The following is a 15736-nucleotide window of genomic DNA, read 5'->3' as shown; positions in this document are numbered from 1 at the left end:
CTTACTTACATCGAACTCAGGTTATTTAGGGTTACATACTTATGTCGCAAGAAGTGTACTTCTGAACCTTGCCTCCATTTGTGTCTTCACAAATGGTTGTTAAAAGACCCTGTGAGGACACAGCTTGTGGCTAGTATACTGGATCTAATAAATGCGATCTAAATGAGTGGCTCTGTTTTAATTTTTATAATAAGGTTATAAATTGAATAAATTGATGAAAAAATAGACGAGTTTTAATTGTGCTCATGAGAAATGGTATCGCTCTTTTTGCTCTTCTGATTTTGCTGTCCTGTTCATCTAATAATGATGATGTGCGGAATGGGTCAATACAAACCGATGGGGTGATAACTTTTAATATGGATGACCCAGAATATGAAGATTTTATTGATATAGAGGAATTGCTTGATACGGTTATAATGATTCCTTTGTCCAATGAAGTACTAATTGGTCAGGTTTCCAAAATTCTAGGAATAAGTGATAGAATTTTTGTGTTTGATGAACAGAGTCAATCAGTTTTTATCTATAATCTTAATGGGGATGTTCTTAATGTTATCAGTGATAAAGGGGAAGGACCGGGCCAATATTTTAAGATTGCCGACATAGATTTGGATATAAGGCAGGAGCAACTGATCATTTTCGATCAATTTAAAAGTAAGCTGTTTTATTATGATTTAGATGGAAATTTCATAAAGGAAAACCGATTTTATCCTTTCGCGAGATTTCTGGCATATAACCCATCCGACTCTACTTCATTCGCCATTTTCAATAATTATAATGAGTTAATGGAGGATCAGGAATATAATCTTTTCACTACAAATGAATCTGGAACTTTAATAAATAGATATTTCCCTTATGAGGGTAGGGAGACCAGGCGAATAAAAGATAACTACTTGACCCGAAGCAATGAGGAGCTGTTCTACATAGGTCATTATGATAATAAAGTTTACAAGGTTGATGGGAATGAAGTAGAATTGAAATATGAATTTGATTTTGGTGATAGGAATATCCCCAAGTCAGTAGTTCATGACTCTTTTGACTCCTTTGAGGGCTATGTTTGGTATTTGTCGTATTTCTATAAAGCCAATGACTATTTGACTTTTAGTTACGTTTACAACAAAACATTTATTACCAAGTTTGCCAACCTAAAACAGGGAACGGTTATACATAATAAACTTACTAGCTCTGTTTTACATTGTTATGCACAAGGTCCTGTGAAGGGTGTTTTGGATGACTATTTCATATCTGTCGTGAATCCCTCATCATTTTTGGACTACATTGAAAATGGCCTCTATCCTAAACAGGAGGAAACGAAGTATTATCATTTTGTAGACCGAATGAAGGAATTTAAACCGGAAGATAATCCGGTAGTTTTTCTCTTTAAATTCAAGAGTTGTGAACTTGTTCACCCAAACTGACAGACATATGAGGATAAAAGATCAGGGTGAAAGAATCAATGACTCCTTCACCCTCTCAAGTAAACCAATGATTCGCTATTGGCCCTCACTTTTGTGAGAAGATATCAGGCTTTTGACTTGGGCTCTGATTTCTTGAATATTATATGTGTCTTGCTCCATTACCTGATCGCCAAGCGCAAAAATCTTTTCAAAGAGCAGTCCATCGTTTTGCCTGGTGGCAATTGTGAGAACAGAGTTTTCAGCATATACCTCTTCCCACACGGCACGCACTTCTTTCCAGTAGAGTTGGTTTTTAGCCCACCATTGCCGGGCAGCTATACACTTTTCATCAGCAACCTTTTGGTAAGTATTCCATCCTTTCTCCTGCGCTAAAAGCTTGTCGCCTTCTGCAGACCTTAAAATTTTGTCGTTGTCTTGCTCATGTATCCATCCATTGCCGGTCAATTCATGCCGGTTTACTCTCAACATCACGTTATAGTCGTTTCTTTTGCTGAACTCTCTTCGGGGCAATGGTGAGTAGCTGCTGGCTTCCCAGTAGTGTCTTCCGTCCTGGTGAATCCAGGTGGCAGTTCCTTCGTAACGAGGGCTATCATCTACCTGAAATACTTTCTGAGTCCACTGGCCCTTCACTGCTTTTTTATCTAGCACTTGTCGTTGCCAGGTGCTATTGCCCATAAAGCTGTATAGTTGGGTGTTTTCGTAGATCCAGTCTTGTCTCCAGTGCTTTACGATTTGACCGTTTCCTACAATTAGGAGGTGCTGCATGGAGATTTTATCCTTTTCATCCTCTACCAGTTCTACCCACTCGAGCGCTCCCGAGCTATAGTTGTCATGAAACTCGTAGTCCGGCAAAGGGCTAAAAGTTTCGGCAAAGTTGAAGCGAACCTCATAGCAACCGCACATGCTTTTAATCGCTTCTCTGTCTTTCTGCTTTTTGCTTTGTGCCCACAATGAGCCGCTAAGAAGGCAAAGGGCAATGATGCTTAACTTTTTCATACTTGTATAATTTTTTGGAATTGATTGTCTGTAGTTAGAAAGGCCACTTTTAGGCGTGGATAACCGTGAACGAGAAGTAGAATGTTGCCGACAAAATAGAGTCCGTGAGTAATTATCTCTCCAACATTGCCTCCCCCAAGGAATACTTCAAAAAGGAAGATGTTTAGTGTCAGAGGAATGAGCATTACCGCTCCCAGAAGTGCCAATACCTGGCTAATGAGTAGCAGACCACAGGTAATTTCGGCTACACCCAGCATGGGCCAGAAAAAGCCTGTTTGCTTGAGCCCTCCAATGTAAGCTCTGATTTTTACAACATTCTCCGGTACTTCGGTTGCCTGGGCTTTAATGGTGGTTTCTTGCGTTGTTTCCGGCTTGGGTGCAGCCGGCTTAAACTTCTGAATACCAGCATAAATAAAGAGTATGCCTAAGGCAAGCCTGATGGCAATAACCAAATAGTGAATAATGTGCTTCATAATGCTATGGGACTAGAAGTTGGTACTGAAACTGTGGGTGGCCGCGCTCTCCCGAGACAGGGTCTACAAGTCGGGTGAAGCGCAGTTTGTAGTAATTGCTCTCCGTATCTTTAATGATGTAGAACACATCTTCCTTTACTCCTGTTTGTTGGTCAGATCCCGGTTGGGCAACAACCCTCCAGCCACTACCAATGGCCGATACTTGCGATTTAAAAGAAACAGTGCTGATTTGTGCGTGCGAGAAGCCCTCATAAGTCACATCTCCTTCCGCTTGCACCTGAGCCACTTCCACTCTTCCGGCATTGGTAAGAATATAGTCTTTGTAAGCATAAGGAATTCGGGTGCTGGCGTCTATGGGAAGCAGGTTGGTAAAGACAGTAAATACCATGTCCCACTCCGTTTTGGAGGGTGCCACGGAGACTATGCCATCCTCAAAACTTACGTACACGAAATCGCTGTCGGCATTTTTCTGAATGGTCAGTTGTTCAAAGCTTCCTGCCCCAATGTTGGCATGCTGAAGTATATAGGCACTGCCGTTTCGTGTAATCTTTACTTTCTTCCATCCCCTTTGGCTACCATCGGGGTTTTTACCTCGGTTGATGATATACACCGGGTTGTCATCGGCATTGGATTTAATAGAAGCAATGGCAGTTGTGGAGAGGTCTCCCGAGGGATCGTCCATCCAGGTGGCTGCTTCAGGTAGCCATTCCGGACGTTGAGGCCTGAAAAGTGTTCCAAATATGGCATCGATATCGAGTCGCGCACCCCATCCGGTGGTGTCTTCTGCACTTACTGCTGTCAAATCTGTTTTGGCCAACTCATCGGCCAGAGCTGATGTGGAATTGTTTAATAGTACCCTGAACTCGGAACCGGTATAGAAGGCCAGATCCCAGTGGTTGCGGGCTACTGAGGTTTGGGTTTCGGTAGAAAGGTCTACAAACACCTGGTTAGGCTGATTGGGGCCTCCTACGGACGGATCCATAACGGCACTTTCGGTAGGGGGAATAGTTACAGGGCCATCATCTTCGGTACAACTGAAGAGGCCTGCCGCCAAAAGGGCAGCATAAAATGGAGTTCGTTTTATCTTTATCATTTGAATTGTAGGTTATAGCTGATTTTTATGAAATAAGACCGGCCGTAGGAGAGTGCTACTGAACTGCCTCTGCTGTGGGCACCACCACCTGCTCCTGAATTACTGAGTTGCCGGATGTTAAATATGTTTCTTGCACCCAGTAGCATTTGCCATCTTTTAGAAATGTGCTGGTTTATCGTGGCTTCAAGCCAGTGATAATCCTCTATGCCGCCAAGTTGAATGGTGTTGTTTTCGCTACCAACAAAGTATGATTGAAGCTTTCCGGTGTATTTGTAATATAGATTCAACCGGCTACCCCAGGCTTTGAAATGGTAGCTTATATGGGCGTTTAGCTCGGGAGAATAGAGGTATTGTTCCAGAGAAGGCGATAGATTTTGAAGCCGGTTGGAGCGCCCAACGTATGCTGCCCCAAGAGCTACACCGAGCTCTCGCCATGTGGCCTGTTTTTGAATATTAATACCCAGTGTCTTGAACTGGTTTATATTGATATAGGTGGCACTTGTAATGTCATTGGGCAGTTGGCCAATGCCAATCTGATCTTCAATTTGATTATAAAACAAGTTGATATCCGTTTGAACAGCTTGCTTGCCCAGGGAGTAGTGGGCCACCAGATTAAGGCCAACGTGATGTGAGGTTTCCGGTTTTAAATTGGGGTTGCCAAATATACGGTGGTTGGAGTCTACAAACTCAAAGTAAAGCTCACGTACCGAGGGAGCCCTAAAGCCCCTGCCATAAGACAGCCGAAGCTGGTTGAGTGAAGAAAGCTCATATTTTACCTGAAGAGCAGGTATAAGCTGTTGACCAAAGCTACTATTATGAGTAAAGCGAACCCCGGGACGCAGCACAAGTTTTGGATGCATCATCCACTCCGCAGAGCTGTATACCGAATATTCCTCGATTCCCTGATGCCCCTTCGCTATGCGTCCTCCCCCTACTTTTTCGAGCGACAGTTGATAGCCCAACTGAATGGCTGTTTTTGAACCTACTGAAAGTTGAGTGCTTCCTCCGGACTCCCACACCCGATAAGTGCTCAGATCCTGATCTCCCTCTCCGGTTGTTAATCGTTCCTCTCCATTGATAAGGTTTTTAGAAAAGCGTGATTTTTGGCGTTGAAAGTCCGAGAAAGAAAGAAACAGGTTGTATTGTTTGAAAACATCCGAACGACCCTCGGCCTGTAACTGATGGGTATGGCGCTGTGAGGTATATGTTTCATCTATGGCGAAAGGCTGATTTTGCCCGTTGGGCTGAAAGTTATTCTGTGGGCGGCCAAAGTCTTCAATCAGCTCGTTCAGGGCCTCACCTCTGTAATAGATACTTTTCTTAGGAGTCTCAAATTTTACGAGCAGGCTACCCAAGAGCTGGTTCTTCGGGTTCCATTCGTGAGTTCTCAATGGGGCGGAGCCTGTAAATCCCTGAAAATCGTTGTGTTGAATATGGCTTAGCAATGACCATTTCTTACTCAGTTTTTTATTTACCTGAAGTGACTGAACGTGCTTACCATTTCGTGGGCCGGCTTCATGGCCAGCAGTTTCGGATTGCACGAAGGCGCTTACTTCGGTAGATCGCTCAAAGTCTTTTTTGGTAATTAAGTTAACCACGCCAGCCAAAGCATTAGCTCCGTAGTTTATGGCCATTGGGCCTTCCACTATTTCGAGACGTTCAATCTGTTGAAGGTTAATCTGGCTAAGGTCGGCCGCATTGCCATTGCCATTACGATTCACCAGTGGTACCCCATCAATGAGAATCTTTACATTTTGCGCGGAAATACCCTGGAGACTGACCGTAGCATTACCAATGGCCAGGTCTTGCGAAATACGCATGTTCAGTCGATTTTGTAAGGCCTGTTCCAGAGTTATGGCACCCCGGTTTTCAATTTCCTCACGGGTTATAGTGGCTACTCGAAATACGGAGTTTCGCATAGACTGAGGAGCAAATTGCCCCGTAACAATCACATCATTCAGTGCATTGGTTTTAGCTTTGAGTCCGTAGGTTTTATTGGTTGCCGAACGCAAGGTGTCTGAAAGTGCCGGATAGTTTATGTGCGATGTTTGCAGGCGAACAGGGTAATTGAGAGCCGGTAAGTTTAGCCTTCCCTGGGCATCGGTAAATAGGTGTAAGGTACGCGCCTGTTCGCTTACAATAACAGTTAAATATGGAATGCCCACCTGCTCTTCTTCATCCATAAAAACCAATTGCTGGGCTTGGGCAGGAATGCAAATGACAGCTAGTAAGATGATCCGGGCTATTTGATTCATTATTTAGAATGATTCTTAATAGTAACAAAAGTATAGTACCCATGCCTGCCGGGAAATCGCTACTTCTAGTAAAAGAAAATCACTAGTTCTAGTAGTGTAGGAAAATGATGAAGCAACAAGTCAGGGGGGAGGAAAGAGAAGGGAAAAGGCTGAAGCTTAAAGCTGACAGCTTAGCCTCTAAGCCTGGCGAATGGTTTTTAAGCCGGTTAATGATCCATTGACCGGAGGGTTTTTATTTATTTCAGACCGTTTCTTCGAAAGGACAATAGCCTGTGCAAAGGCTTTTAATACCCGATGGTATATACGAATATAGTCGTGCTCAAATGGACACCCAGCCCTGTTTAACGGCATATACGATTAGCTCGGTAGGAGACTTCAGACCAAGTTTTTTGAGTACATTTTTGCGGTGAGAGTTTACGGTGTGAATGCTCACATTAAGTTCTGTGGCAATTCTTTCGGAAGAAAGTCCCTTGCCTATGTAGCGAATAACCTGCATTTCCCTGTCTGACAGTTCCATGGCATTGGGAATGTCTTTTTGAGTGATGACTTCTATTATGCGTTGGCAGTAAAACTTGCCGCCACTCATTATGCTGTTTACAGCTTTGGTGAGTTCATGAGTAGAGCATTGTTTGGTTAGAAACCCTTCAATACCCAAACCAAGGTATTGCTTAATCATCAGGGCATCGTCATCATCCGATATAATCAATACACGAGTATCGGGCAAACGCTGTTTTATCCGCTCCAGGGTTTGGGGTTGTATGGTGTGCCTTCCCTTATATTCCAGGGTGAGCAATTGGGGTTCAATTCTATATACCTGATCTTCCAGGTTTTGATCGGTTTTAAGAAGATGTATGTCCTGGGCTTGTGTAACTTTCTCCACTACGGCTTTCATACCCTGCCGGGTAAGGTATTGTGGGTCGTATATGGCTACACTAAATCTCAATTCTTATTTAGACTGAATAAAAACAATGCAAAAGTAATAGCTAAATCAATAGCAGGGCACCTTTTTATCAAGTTGTTTTACCTACCATCAATTCATATGGCCATAAGCAGCGGGCTTTGGTTGTGGCCAAAACCAAACAGTGGGAAGAAGTGCCCCCGAAACCCTGTTATTCTTTAGGGTTCACTATCAGTTCTTTGTTCCATTCCCGGAAGGCCTTTATCAGAAATACACTAATTACCACCATTACGGCCAGGGCTAGTATTTCCGAGAGGTTAGATGGTTCATACATCAATGCCGTGGCCAGATGATATACATTGAAGAGGCCGTGTAAAATGGCCCAGGTAAAGGCTGTCCAATAGAACCATCGTGCCCGAAGTTCCAGACACAGTACAGAAAGGAGGAAGGCCATACCTTCCAGTCCAACCCGCCATAGGTGGTGTGCCAGAGGCACTTCTCCGGTGGCGTCTTCCATCATCAGACTTTCATGGTAATAGACCCCGTAAAGTCCGTACATACCATGTAGTATAAAGCCAATGGCGCTGGCTAGCCAGAGTATTGCAATTTTGTATTTCATGGTTTTTTCAGTTTTGGGTAGAGCGGTCAATTCGTTGATAAATTCTTCTTTCTGCATAGCCAGTAGCTCCTCGTGAGAAGGAACCAGCGGCTCTGGTTTTTTTAGCTTGTTTAGGGTAAACAGGGCGGTTGCGCTTAGCGATATCCACACCATATCTACCAGGGCTATTTCTATCTGGTTTTCGGCCAGCATTGTCCAAAACCAGTTGCCCGAAACCATTCCGTTGACTAGAGGAATTAGTAAGCCCAATACGGCACCGGCAAGCAGGGAATATCGGGTGGTAAAGTGGTTGTTGCGTTTGAACCGGAAGAACAACACCACAAAAAGCCCAATCACAAAAAAGGCTAGGTAAAGAATGCTTTGACGACTGGCGTCCATTTCGCGCGGAATAAGACGGGCGACAATCATGGCGAAGGCTGTCACCGGGTATATAGACATGCAAATGGCAATGAATACATGGCCTACTTTCCGGTTGAATAACCGTTGACTCGGAGAGATGCTTTTCTTTTCCCGGGCAGTAAGCCATATTAGCACGCCACTGATAATGACAAAGCAGGTAATTAGTGCCAAAATGAAGTATACTATTTTGAGGGTATACCCACCCCAATCGCCAAAGTGTAAGGCACGAACAACTGTTTCCACACCTTCCAGATAATTCCACTCATCAGGCAATTTTTGAGCAATGAGTTCACGGCTGGCTACATCGTATACGGCCCTACCATGGGCTACGAACTTCTTTTGGTTCATAACCATGCCGTCTACCTGAAAAATCATGTTATCGGCTCCGTAGTTGCGGATGTAAACCTGTACTGGCCTGAAACCTTCCCAACGATTTTGCACCTCTTCCATAAGACCGTTCAGGCTGCCAATGCTCTGTGCCGGGTTTCCCAGGGTATAAGCTTTCATCATCGGGCGAACCTCTTCCATCATTTGAGATTGATTGCCCTTGTACATGAGGTTTGCCGGAGCCAGTACAAAAATGCTCATGCACAAGAAGCAACTCGTGAGGGCAAACACAAATTGAAAAGGTAGACCAATGACACCCAAAGCCGTGTGGGCATCGGTCCAAACGGTTTTGACTTTGGCTAGTGGCCTGAAAAGATAGAAGTTAGAGACGATTTTTTTCCAGTGGATAATAACACCGCTGACAATGGCAAGCAGAAAGAAGAAGGCCACAAAACCGGCCAGGTATATGCCTACATAGGGGATTTGAGAGAAAAAGTGCAGTCGGTATATAAGTTCACCAATACTATAAAAGGCATAGTAGGCCGAGAGAGTATACTCGTGCGCATCAACATAAAAGTAATATGCCTGATCGTCTTTGAAGGTAATGGTGCTGTCTTGCGACTCGCTAAGCTGAAAGTAGATTTCTTGCTTGGCATCGGGTACTAAAATCCTCAAATCGCGCCCATACAAATCATAGTCGGCCACTTTTATGCTGTCTATGGCACGATCATAGTCTATATTGAGGGCTTCTTCCTGAAAAACCCTTTTGCCTTTCTCCCAAGCGGTTATTTCATCTTTTATGAGGGCAAAGGCACCACAAAAGAAAATTATGAACAAAGCGGTGCTGATGACAATGCCCGATACGGTATGTAGATGAAAAAAAACGTGGTAGTTGCGTTTGCCTGAATCTGTCATGTGTTGGCTTCGGTTATAGAGTGGAGAGTAACAGCAAGGCGAGCATTATTCCAAGGTAGTAGGCCCAGGCCTTCCAGCCGTTTGTAAACAAATAAGGAACTATGAACAAGAGCATCCAAACCAGGTAAAGACTGTAAATAGAGGTGACCACTACATAAGCGGGATTACCGAGCCACATGCCCAGCACATAGTGCAGAGTGGCGGAGAGCAGGTAGCCTCCCAAAAGGCCGGCACTTAGCTTGGCAAAGCGTTGCCCGGGAGAAGAAAGGTATTTGGAGTTGGCGGGCATTATATAAATAATTCCAGGGTTAGCGAGAGAATGAATAGCATAGCCAGAGCAGATTTACCAATTATACGCATAGGGTATAGGGTCACCAACAAGGAGAGCATGAGCATGCTCAACAAAAGACCATAGGCAATAGCTGCACCCCATCCGTAGCACCAAATGAGCAGGCTAAAGGCCACCAGAAATGTACACCAGCCTGTCAGTTTCAGGTATCTTTGAGGCCATACGGTTGTGTTTGCCTGAAGTGCCCTCAACCTGTTTGAGGCTAAATAAAAGCTGTACCAACCGGCAAGAATTACGAATGCACAAATGCTAATCATAGAAGAAATTAAACAGATAGTGCCGAAGCTAGCCCAAAGGCAAAACTCCGGCATATCTGGCTGACATTACTATTAAAATGAGTACTTAAAGCTGGCCAGGAATGCCCTTGGCTCCTGTGGTGTTATGGTGGTCCAACCTGAGTAGTATTCTTTATTGAACAGGTTATTCACTTTAAGGGCAATTCTAAACTTAGATACCTCGTAGAATACCGATGCATTGGCAATAGTGTATTCAGGAAGTATAAAGTTGCCCGTAGCGGCATAGTTAATGGTAGCTCGTTCGCTGGCACCATTGAAACCGGCTCCAACACCCAAACCTTTGTGCGTTCTGTAACTTGCCCAGAAGCTATACACCTTTTCGGGGCCCGCGCCCAGAGGTCTTCTGCCCGCAATGTTGGCGTTGTCTGTATTGGTGGTTTCGCTATCATTGTCGGCAAAAGTGGCTCTTAGATTTAGACCATCAATAGGGTTGGCATTTACCTCCAGCTCAAAACCACTGCTCACTACTTCACCTTCCTGAATTCGGTTGAACGGGTCGGAAGGGTCTGTCATTACTACATCGCTAACGGTAATGTCGTAATAGCTAAGTGTGGCATTAAGCCTGTAGTCTAGAAGATTGGCTTTTACCCCAAACTCCAGTTGATTGGCCTGCTCCGGGTCGAATACCTTGAGCGACTGAGGGCCACTGTTAGGGTCGCCTACCAGGGCAGGAGCCACATTATTAAAGCTGTTTTGGTAGTTGGCAAATATCGAAAGCTTATCGGCTACCGGCTGGTAGAGCAGGCCAAACTTTGGAGAAAGAGTGAACTGATCGTAACCTCCGACACCTTCCAGATTTCCTTTGTCTTTAAACCGGTCGAAACGAAGGCTGGCCATGGCCGAAAATCGAGGGGTAATATTTACCACATCCGAAATGTAAGAGCTAAGCACCTCGCGTTTCACCGAAGTAGACCCATGTCCCTGAGCGGCAAGAGCCGCATCTACCGCTGCAGTGGTTAGTGGAAAACTACCGGTTTCTACAGCAGGAGTAAAGGGGTTGTCGGCAATGGCTTCACCATTGGGTCTCACATTGCCGTAAAAGGCATACCCTGAGCTGTTGTCTACATAGCGGGAAGCCAGGTAGTCGAGCCCAATTAGCACTCTGTGGCGCATACCGCCTAACAGAAAGTCACCGGTAAAATTCTGTTGTATGTCGAAGGTGTTAGTTTGTGCATTTTGCTTGCTAATAAAGCGGGTGAAAGTGTTGCCACCTAAAATACCGTAATCGTAGAGGTATGAATAGTAGCCGTCTGTAGTGGTATGGCTGGTAGATACCAGTGTTTGAGAGGTCCAATTGTCGGAAAGTTTGTAGTTGGCCTCTGCCCTAAAGTTGCTCGTAGGGTTAGAAAGCGTTAGGTGGTTGCTGGTAAACGACAGCTCGTTGTTGTAGCCCAACTCTTCCAAAGAACCAGCCTCACTTGGGGCAGCACGGTTTAAGAAAAGCATAGTGGGGTTGGTTTGTGTGGCTTCTGTAATTTCCCCATAGAAGTTGAAACTCAAGCGGTTGTTTACTCTGTAAGAAAGTGAGGGGGCTATAAAAAAAGTTTCGCGAAACCCGGCATCCTGAAAGCTGCCTTTGGTGAGGTATGAAGTGTTTATTCGGAAATAAACATTTTCTTCACTGTCAAGAGCTGTGTTGTAATCGAGCGTTAGCTGATTGAGTCCGAAAGAGCCAGTGGTATAGTTTACGCTACCTCCGCGGCCCACAAAGGGCTTTTTGGTTACCACATTAATAATACCACCATACGAACCTACCGAGTTGCCAAACAAGGTAGCCGAAGGGCCTTTGATCACTTCAATGCGCTCAATGTTAGCCGCATTAATGGTACCGTTGGTTAAGCCGGGCATACCATTTACCAACTGAGGCTGTACAGAGAAACCTCTCAGGCTGTAGTAACCTGCACCATCGCCCCCTCTTCCTGTAGACGTCCAAAGTTTGTCCACTCCCGTGGCATTTTTTAGAGCGTCTTCAAAGCTGGTTACCGTTTGCGATTCCAGCAGATCGCTGGTTATGGTGCTATATACCTGGGTGTTTTCCAGGTCTTTAAGCGGAAGTTTGGCTACATAGGCTGTTTGTTCTCTCGAGAAAGCATTTACCCGACTGCCGGTTACCACCACATCTTGAAGTATCTCATTGCCTTCGTATAGAGTAATGTCTTCCAGCAAGGTGGTTTTGTTGGGCTCAATGGTTGTGGTTATTTCCACCGTTTTAAACCCTACAAAAGAGAGGCGTACCACTGCTGTACCGGTCGGTAGGCCTGAAATATTGAATGAGCCGTCAATATCCGTTATTGCTCCTTTCTCGGTACCCACAACCATAACGGTTACTCCAATGAGCGGGTCCTGGCTGTTGTCGAGCACTTTTCCTTTGAGGTGGCCTGTTTGAGCCAAAGCGGGGGCTGCAAAAAGCAGCAAGGTCATTATCTGTAAAATTCTTTTCATCTTATTTAGACTGATTCTTAATAATGACGCAAAAGTATATCAGTCATTCGCCCGCTGCAATCACTAGTTCTAGTGAAAAACGGGGTGGTAGAAGAGAAGTGCCGTGGAGGACAGGGGCTCAAGAGCCGATGGTCTCCAGGAGTAAGGAGGATTAGAAAAAGTGGTTTTAAGGGCGGTGAATGATTATTTCTTGCACATCGGACGAAACCGGTATGGCTTTTATCACCTTTCCCTCTGTTTGCATAAGTATGTAGTCGGTGTTTTTACCAATCAGGTTTCCCTTAAGCACCCTTTCGTCTGATTGAAAAACAACTTCTACGGTTTTCGGTGAAGATTGAAAACGCTCAAACATTCGGTCGCCATAGAATTTAGAAGCCAGATTGAGATAGGCTATGCTGGACAAAGCAATAATAAACGGCCTGTATTTTTTGAGGGCTTCTATAGACATTCCAAAATTGAATCGCCTGTAGGTTTTGGGCCATCGATCTTGCCAAAATTGATCTATCCGGAAGAAAATGAGCACTAGAATGAGGCTGCCCAAAGCAAATAGAATAAGCTCGAGGTTTTTAACCGGGGCCAGCAAAAAATCCAGTATGTCTGCGTATTCAAAAATGTTAATGGCAAAGTGGCTGTAGTATTTGTAGTCGAACATCATACCAATTACCACTATGGCCAGGTAACCAAGGGTAATGTAAGCCTGGCTGTCTAGTATAGGTTTTTTATTGCTCATAAAGAGGAAAGATAAGCATTGTGGTGTTAAGTGTTTCAACTTAAGGACTCATTCCGAAAAATCTTTGGACAACTCAAAAAGGCCTTACAATTTTCTGTGGTATCATTGTTTCTAATTCGGGGATATGGAAATTGTATGGAAACTCTGAAGACTTCTGAGTATAGCACAAAATTTTTCTACCAAACTGCGAACCTTCTTATCGCTCTATTTATTTAATAAGCATGGAATTAAAAGGAAAACTAGCTATTGTAACCGGTGTCAGTAAAGGCATTGGTTTAGAAACAGTGAAAATATTGCTCAATGCCGGGATGGTAGTAGCCGGATGGGGGCGAACCAATAACAGCATAGAAGATGAAAATTACCACTTCTTTAAAACCGATGTGGCCGACTGGGACAATGTGCAGGCTTCGTTTAAAGCCACTCGCGAAAAACTCGGCAAGGCTTCAGTTCTGGTAAACAATGCAGGTTTTGGAGTACAGGGCCTGATCCATGAAATGGATGTGAACGACTGGAAGGCAATGTTTGATGTAAATGTGCACGGGCTGTTCTATTGCACCAAGCTGGCCGTACCGGATATGATTGCCATGGAAGAAGGGCATATTGTGAACATTTCTTCCATTGCAGGAACCAATGGAGTGGAAACCATGTCGGGTTATGTGGGCACCAAGCATGCCGTAACGGGTATAGGACATTCCATTTTTAAAGAACTACGTAACCACGGTATTAAGGTAACTACCATTTATCCGGGAAGCACCAATACTCATTTCTTCGACAAGATTGCTTTTGCCAATGCCAATGAGCATATGATGCGCCCGGAAGATATAGCGCAAACCGTTTTGGGTGCTTTGCAAACTCACCCTAACTACCATGTGGTAGATGTGGAAGTGAGGCCTTTAAAGCCGAAGGGGTAAGGTTAAGTGCCAGAGCATTAGATTTTAGACTAAACCAGTAGGGCAAGGAACAGAGAGGTGGTGTTTCTTTTCCGAACTAAAGACAAACTATAGAGTAGCCCGACTGCAGAAGTGGTTGGGCATTTTTTATAGGTTTATAATGATCCTTCCCATTCAGGAGAACCGAGTATAAGGCCTGTGAACTCTCCCCATAGTTCTCGCGCGAGAGAAGGGCAATCGCCTATGACTAGTGCCGGTAGTTGATTATTTGTTGTCCAAAGTATCGATCAGCGCAAAACACAATTGGTCGATATTTCTCATGTTCGGATTAAAAGCGGAAACATTAGACAGTATTATTATTCCATTTCTATTTTCTAAATCTAAAGCCATGGACGAAGTATAGCCTCCTGTTCCTCCATTGTGCCAAATCAACTCCCTACCATTTTTCCTTTGGAGAATGTGCCACCCAAGCCCTATTTGCATGTTGTCATTAACTTCATATGTGGGCGCTTGGGTTAAGGCCAGTTCTGTGTTTTTATTATCGAATTGAGCCAAAGCAAATTTTGATAAGTCTTCCGCTGTAGAAAATATTGCTCCAGCACCTGCTAAAGCACCAAAATCCCAGTTTGGAGCTTCTTTGCCGTTGGGCTTCAAGCCTTTTACGAGTTTAGATTCTATGCGCTCCCTTTCGCTTGTGGAGTTGCTCATTTTATATTTCCGGAAGATTTTCTCTTGCAATAGAGATTCATAGGGTGTATTTGTAATGAGGGCCAATTCGAACCCTAAAATTCCAGCGCCAAGATTGGAGTATTCATACTTAACACCGGGCTCTTGACCCAGTTGGATCTCAGTGGTTAGATATTCTTTCAGCTTCTCCTCATCGTAATCTTTGTAAGGATTGTCTCGGTCAGCAAGCATGAGGTTTAGATTTGAAGGTAGCCTTGGTAGTCCGGAAGTATGATTTGCCAGCTCTTTGAAGGTTATTCCTTCTTCCAGTTTAATTTTAAAGTCGACATAATCCTGGATGTTGTCATCTAATTCCAAGGTCTGGTTGTTGACTAAATCGGATAATAGAGTGGCCGTAAACACCTTGGTTATCGAACCAATTTCAAAGACCTCCCTAAAATTTTCAATTCGCCTAATGGTGTCATCAGTTCTTTTGACCCCAACAAAGTCAACTTCCCCGTTTTTGATAAGAGCAATCGACAACTGTGTGTTGTTTGGAAATGTCTTGGTGTTGTTAAATATTAGGTCAGATTGTTCTTGAGTAATTCCTTTTGTAGTGTTTTGAATACCGTTTATTGCGGTTGTTGTTTGCCCATTCGAACAACCTGAAACTATGACTCCAATTGTTACGGTTAAATATTTTATCATTCGGTTTTTCATAATGAGTGCCTTCGTTATTATCCGCTGTATTCAATAAGAAACTATTTCCTAATAAGGGGGGTAGGAACATCCATGAAAGTTAGTCTTTGCCTTGTGTGTTGGTGAAGAGGTGTTGAATATAAAAAAATATAAAAGCTTACACACTTTGCAAAAGTGTTGAGTAGAAAGGAAGAAGTTATCGTTTAGTTAGTTCAGATAATACTTGATCATTTTGTAGCCTTCCCTTTTTTGTAGCCTTCCCCGAAAACAGGAC

General features: G+C 44.0%; 13 protein-coding genes. 2 read left to right on the top strand and 11 right to left on the bottom strand.

Going from position 1 to position 15736, the window contains the following annotated elements; all coding sequences use genetic code 11:
• The first annotated feature begins 245 nt into the window (after positions 1-245).
• Positions 246-1415 (top strand): 6-bladed beta-propeller, encoded by a 1170-nt coding sequence (locus B3O12_RS09095; RefSeq protein ID WP_286756062.1) that lies wholly within the window; start codon positions 246-248, stop codon positions 1413-1415.
• A gap of 75 nt (positions 1416-1490) precedes the next feature.
• On the opposite strand, the gene B3O12_RS09090 is transcribed toward B3O12_RS09095, so the two are convergent.
• The 10 genes from B3O12_RS09090 to B3O12_RS09045 form a co-directional block, all read right to left on the bottom strand.
• Positions 1491-2411, bottom strand: a complete 921-nt coding sequence (locus B3O12_RS09090) for a DUF6607 family protein (RefSeq protein ID WP_286756061.1) — start codon at positions 2409-2411, stop codon at positions 1491-1493.
• Positions 2408-2884 (bottom strand): DoxX family protein, encoded by a 477-nt coding sequence (locus B3O12_RS09085; protein WP_189630197.1) that lies wholly within the window; start codon positions 2882-2884, stop codon positions 2408-2410. Before B3O12_RS09085 ends, B3O12_RS09090 begins: the two co-directional genes overlap by 4 nt.
• A 4-nt stretch (positions 2885-2888) precedes the next feature.
• Complete coding sequence (locus tag B3O12_RS09080; RefSeq protein ID WP_286756059.1) at positions 2889-3977, bottom strand: HmuY family protein; 1089 nt, start codon at positions 3975-3977, stop codon at positions 2889-2891.
• On the bottom strand, positions 3974-6232 hold the full coding sequence (locus B3O12_RS09075) for a TonB-dependent receptor plug domain-containing protein (protein WP_286756058.1): 2259 nt from the start codon (positions 6230-6232) through the stop codon (positions 3974-3976). The genes B3O12_RS09080 and B3O12_RS09075 overlap by 4 nt, the downstream gene beginning before the upstream one ends.
• Positions 6233-6551: 319 nt before the next feature.
• Positions 6552-7175 (bottom strand): helix-turn-helix transcriptional regulator, encoded by a 624-nt coding sequence (locus tag B3O12_RS09070; protein WP_286744937.1) that lies wholly within the window; start codon positions 7173-7175, stop codon positions 6552-6554.
• Between the two features lie 166 nt (positions 7176-7341).
• Positions 7342-9390, bottom strand: a complete 2049-nt coding sequence (locus B3O12_RS09065; RefSeq protein WP_286756057.1) for a PepSY domain-containing protein — start codon at positions 9388-9390, stop codon at positions 7342-7344.
• Positions 9391-9403: 13 nt separating this feature from the next.
• Positions 9404-9679 (bottom strand): hypothetical protein, encoded by a 276-nt coding sequence (locus B3O12_RS09060; RefSeq protein WP_286756056.1) that lies wholly within the window; start codon positions 9677-9679, stop codon positions 9404-9406.
• Positions 9679-9996, bottom strand: coding sequence for a hypothetical protein (locus tag B3O12_RS09055; protein WP_286756054.1), 318 nt, complete (start codon positions 9994-9996; stop codon positions 9679-9681). Before B3O12_RS09055 ends, B3O12_RS09060 begins: the two co-directional genes overlap by 1 nt.
• A 72-nt stretch (positions 9997-10068) precedes the next feature.
• Complete coding sequence (locus B3O12_RS09050) at positions 10069-12477, bottom strand: TonB-dependent receptor (RefSeq protein WP_286756053.1); 2409 nt, start codon at positions 12475-12477, stop codon at positions 10069-10071.
• Between the two features lie 166 nt (positions 12478-12643).
• Positions 12644-13207: a hypothetical protein gene (locus B3O12_RS09045; protein WP_286756052.1), complete on the bottom strand. Its 564-nt coding sequence runs from the start codon at positions 13205-13207 to the stop codon at positions 12644-12646.
• 221 nt (positions 13208-13428) lie between these two features.
• Here B3O12_RS09045 and B3O12_RS09040 point away from each other — a divergent pair, with 221 nt between their 5' ends.
• On the top strand, positions 13429-14118 hold the full coding sequence (locus B3O12_RS09040) for an SDR family oxidoreductase (RefSeq protein ID WP_286744949.1): 690 nt from the start codon (positions 13429-13431) through the stop codon (positions 14116-14118).
• Positions 14119-14361: 243 nt separating this feature from the next.
• Here the strand turns inward: B3O12_RS09040 and B3O12_RS09035 are convergent, their stop codons facing one another.
• Positions 14362-15483 (bottom strand): serine hydrolase domain-containing protein, encoded by a 1122-nt coding sequence (locus tag B3O12_RS09035; RefSeq protein ID WP_286756051.1) that lies wholly within the window; start codon positions 15481-15483, stop codon positions 14362-14364.
• Between the last annotated feature and the right edge of the window lie 253 nt (positions 15484-15736).

The sequence above is a fragment of the Roseivirga sp. UBA838 genome, assembly GCF_002296035.1.
GTDB lineage: Bacteria > Bacteroidota > Bacteroidia > Cytophagales > Cyclobacteriaceae > Roseivirga > Roseivirga thermotolerans.
The sequence above is the reverse complement of the archived record's forward strand: the minus strand, read 5'-3'. Positions and strand labels throughout refer to the sequence as shown.

What these genes read in the sequence shown, in the direction of transcription:
- B3O12_RS09095 (WP_286756062.1), top strand. Translation starts at nt 246, where the DNA reads ATGAGAAATGGTATCGCTCTTTTTGCTCTTCTGATTTTGCTGTCCTGT.
- B3O12_RS09090 (WP_286756061.1), bottom strand. Translation starts at nt 2,411, where the DNA reads ATGAAAAAGTTAAGCATCATTGCCCTTTGCCTTCTTAGCGGCTCATTG.
- B3O12_RS09085 (WP_189630197.1), bottom strand. Translation starts at nt 2,884, where the DNA reads ATGAAGCACATTATTCACTATTTGGTTATTGCCATCAGGCTTGCCTTA.
- B3O12_RS09080 (WP_286756059.1), bottom strand. Translation starts at nt 3,977, where the DNA reads ATGATAAAGATAAAACGAACTCCATTTTATGCTGCCCTTTTGGCGGCA.
- B3O12_RS09075 (WP_286756058.1), bottom strand. Translation starts at nt 6,232, where the DNA reads ATGAATCAAATAGCCCGGATCATCTTACTAGCTGTCATTTGCATTCCT.
- B3O12_RS09065 (WP_286756057.1), bottom strand. Translation starts at nt 9,390, where the DNA reads ATGACAGATTCAGGCAAACGCAACTACCACGTTTTTTTTCATCTACAT.
- B3O12_RS09060 (WP_286756056.1), bottom strand. Translation starts at nt 9,679, where the DNA reads ATGCCCGCCAACTCCAAATACCTTTCTTCTCCCGGGCAACGCTTTGCC.
- B3O12_RS09055 (WP_286756054.1), bottom strand. Translation starts at nt 9,996, where the DNA reads ATGATTAGCATTTGTGCATTCGTAATTCTTGCCGGTTGGTACAGCTTT.
- B3O12_RS09050 (WP_286756053.1), bottom strand. Translation starts at nt 12,477, where the DNA reads ATGAAAAGAATTTTACAGATAATGACCTTGCTGCTTTTTGCAGCCCCC.
- B3O12_RS09045 (WP_286756052.1), bottom strand. Translation starts at nt 13,207, where the DNA reads ATGAGCAATAAAAAACCTATACTAGACAGCCAGGCTTACATTACCCTT.
- B3O12_RS09040 (WP_286744949.1), top strand. Translation starts at nt 13,429, where the DNA reads ATGGAATTAAAAGGAAAACTAGCTATTGTAACCGGTGTCAGTAAAGGC.
- B3O12_RS09035 (WP_286756051.1), bottom strand. Translation starts at nt 15,483, where the DNA reads ATGAAAAACCGAATGATAAAATATTTAACCGTAACAATTGGAGTCATA.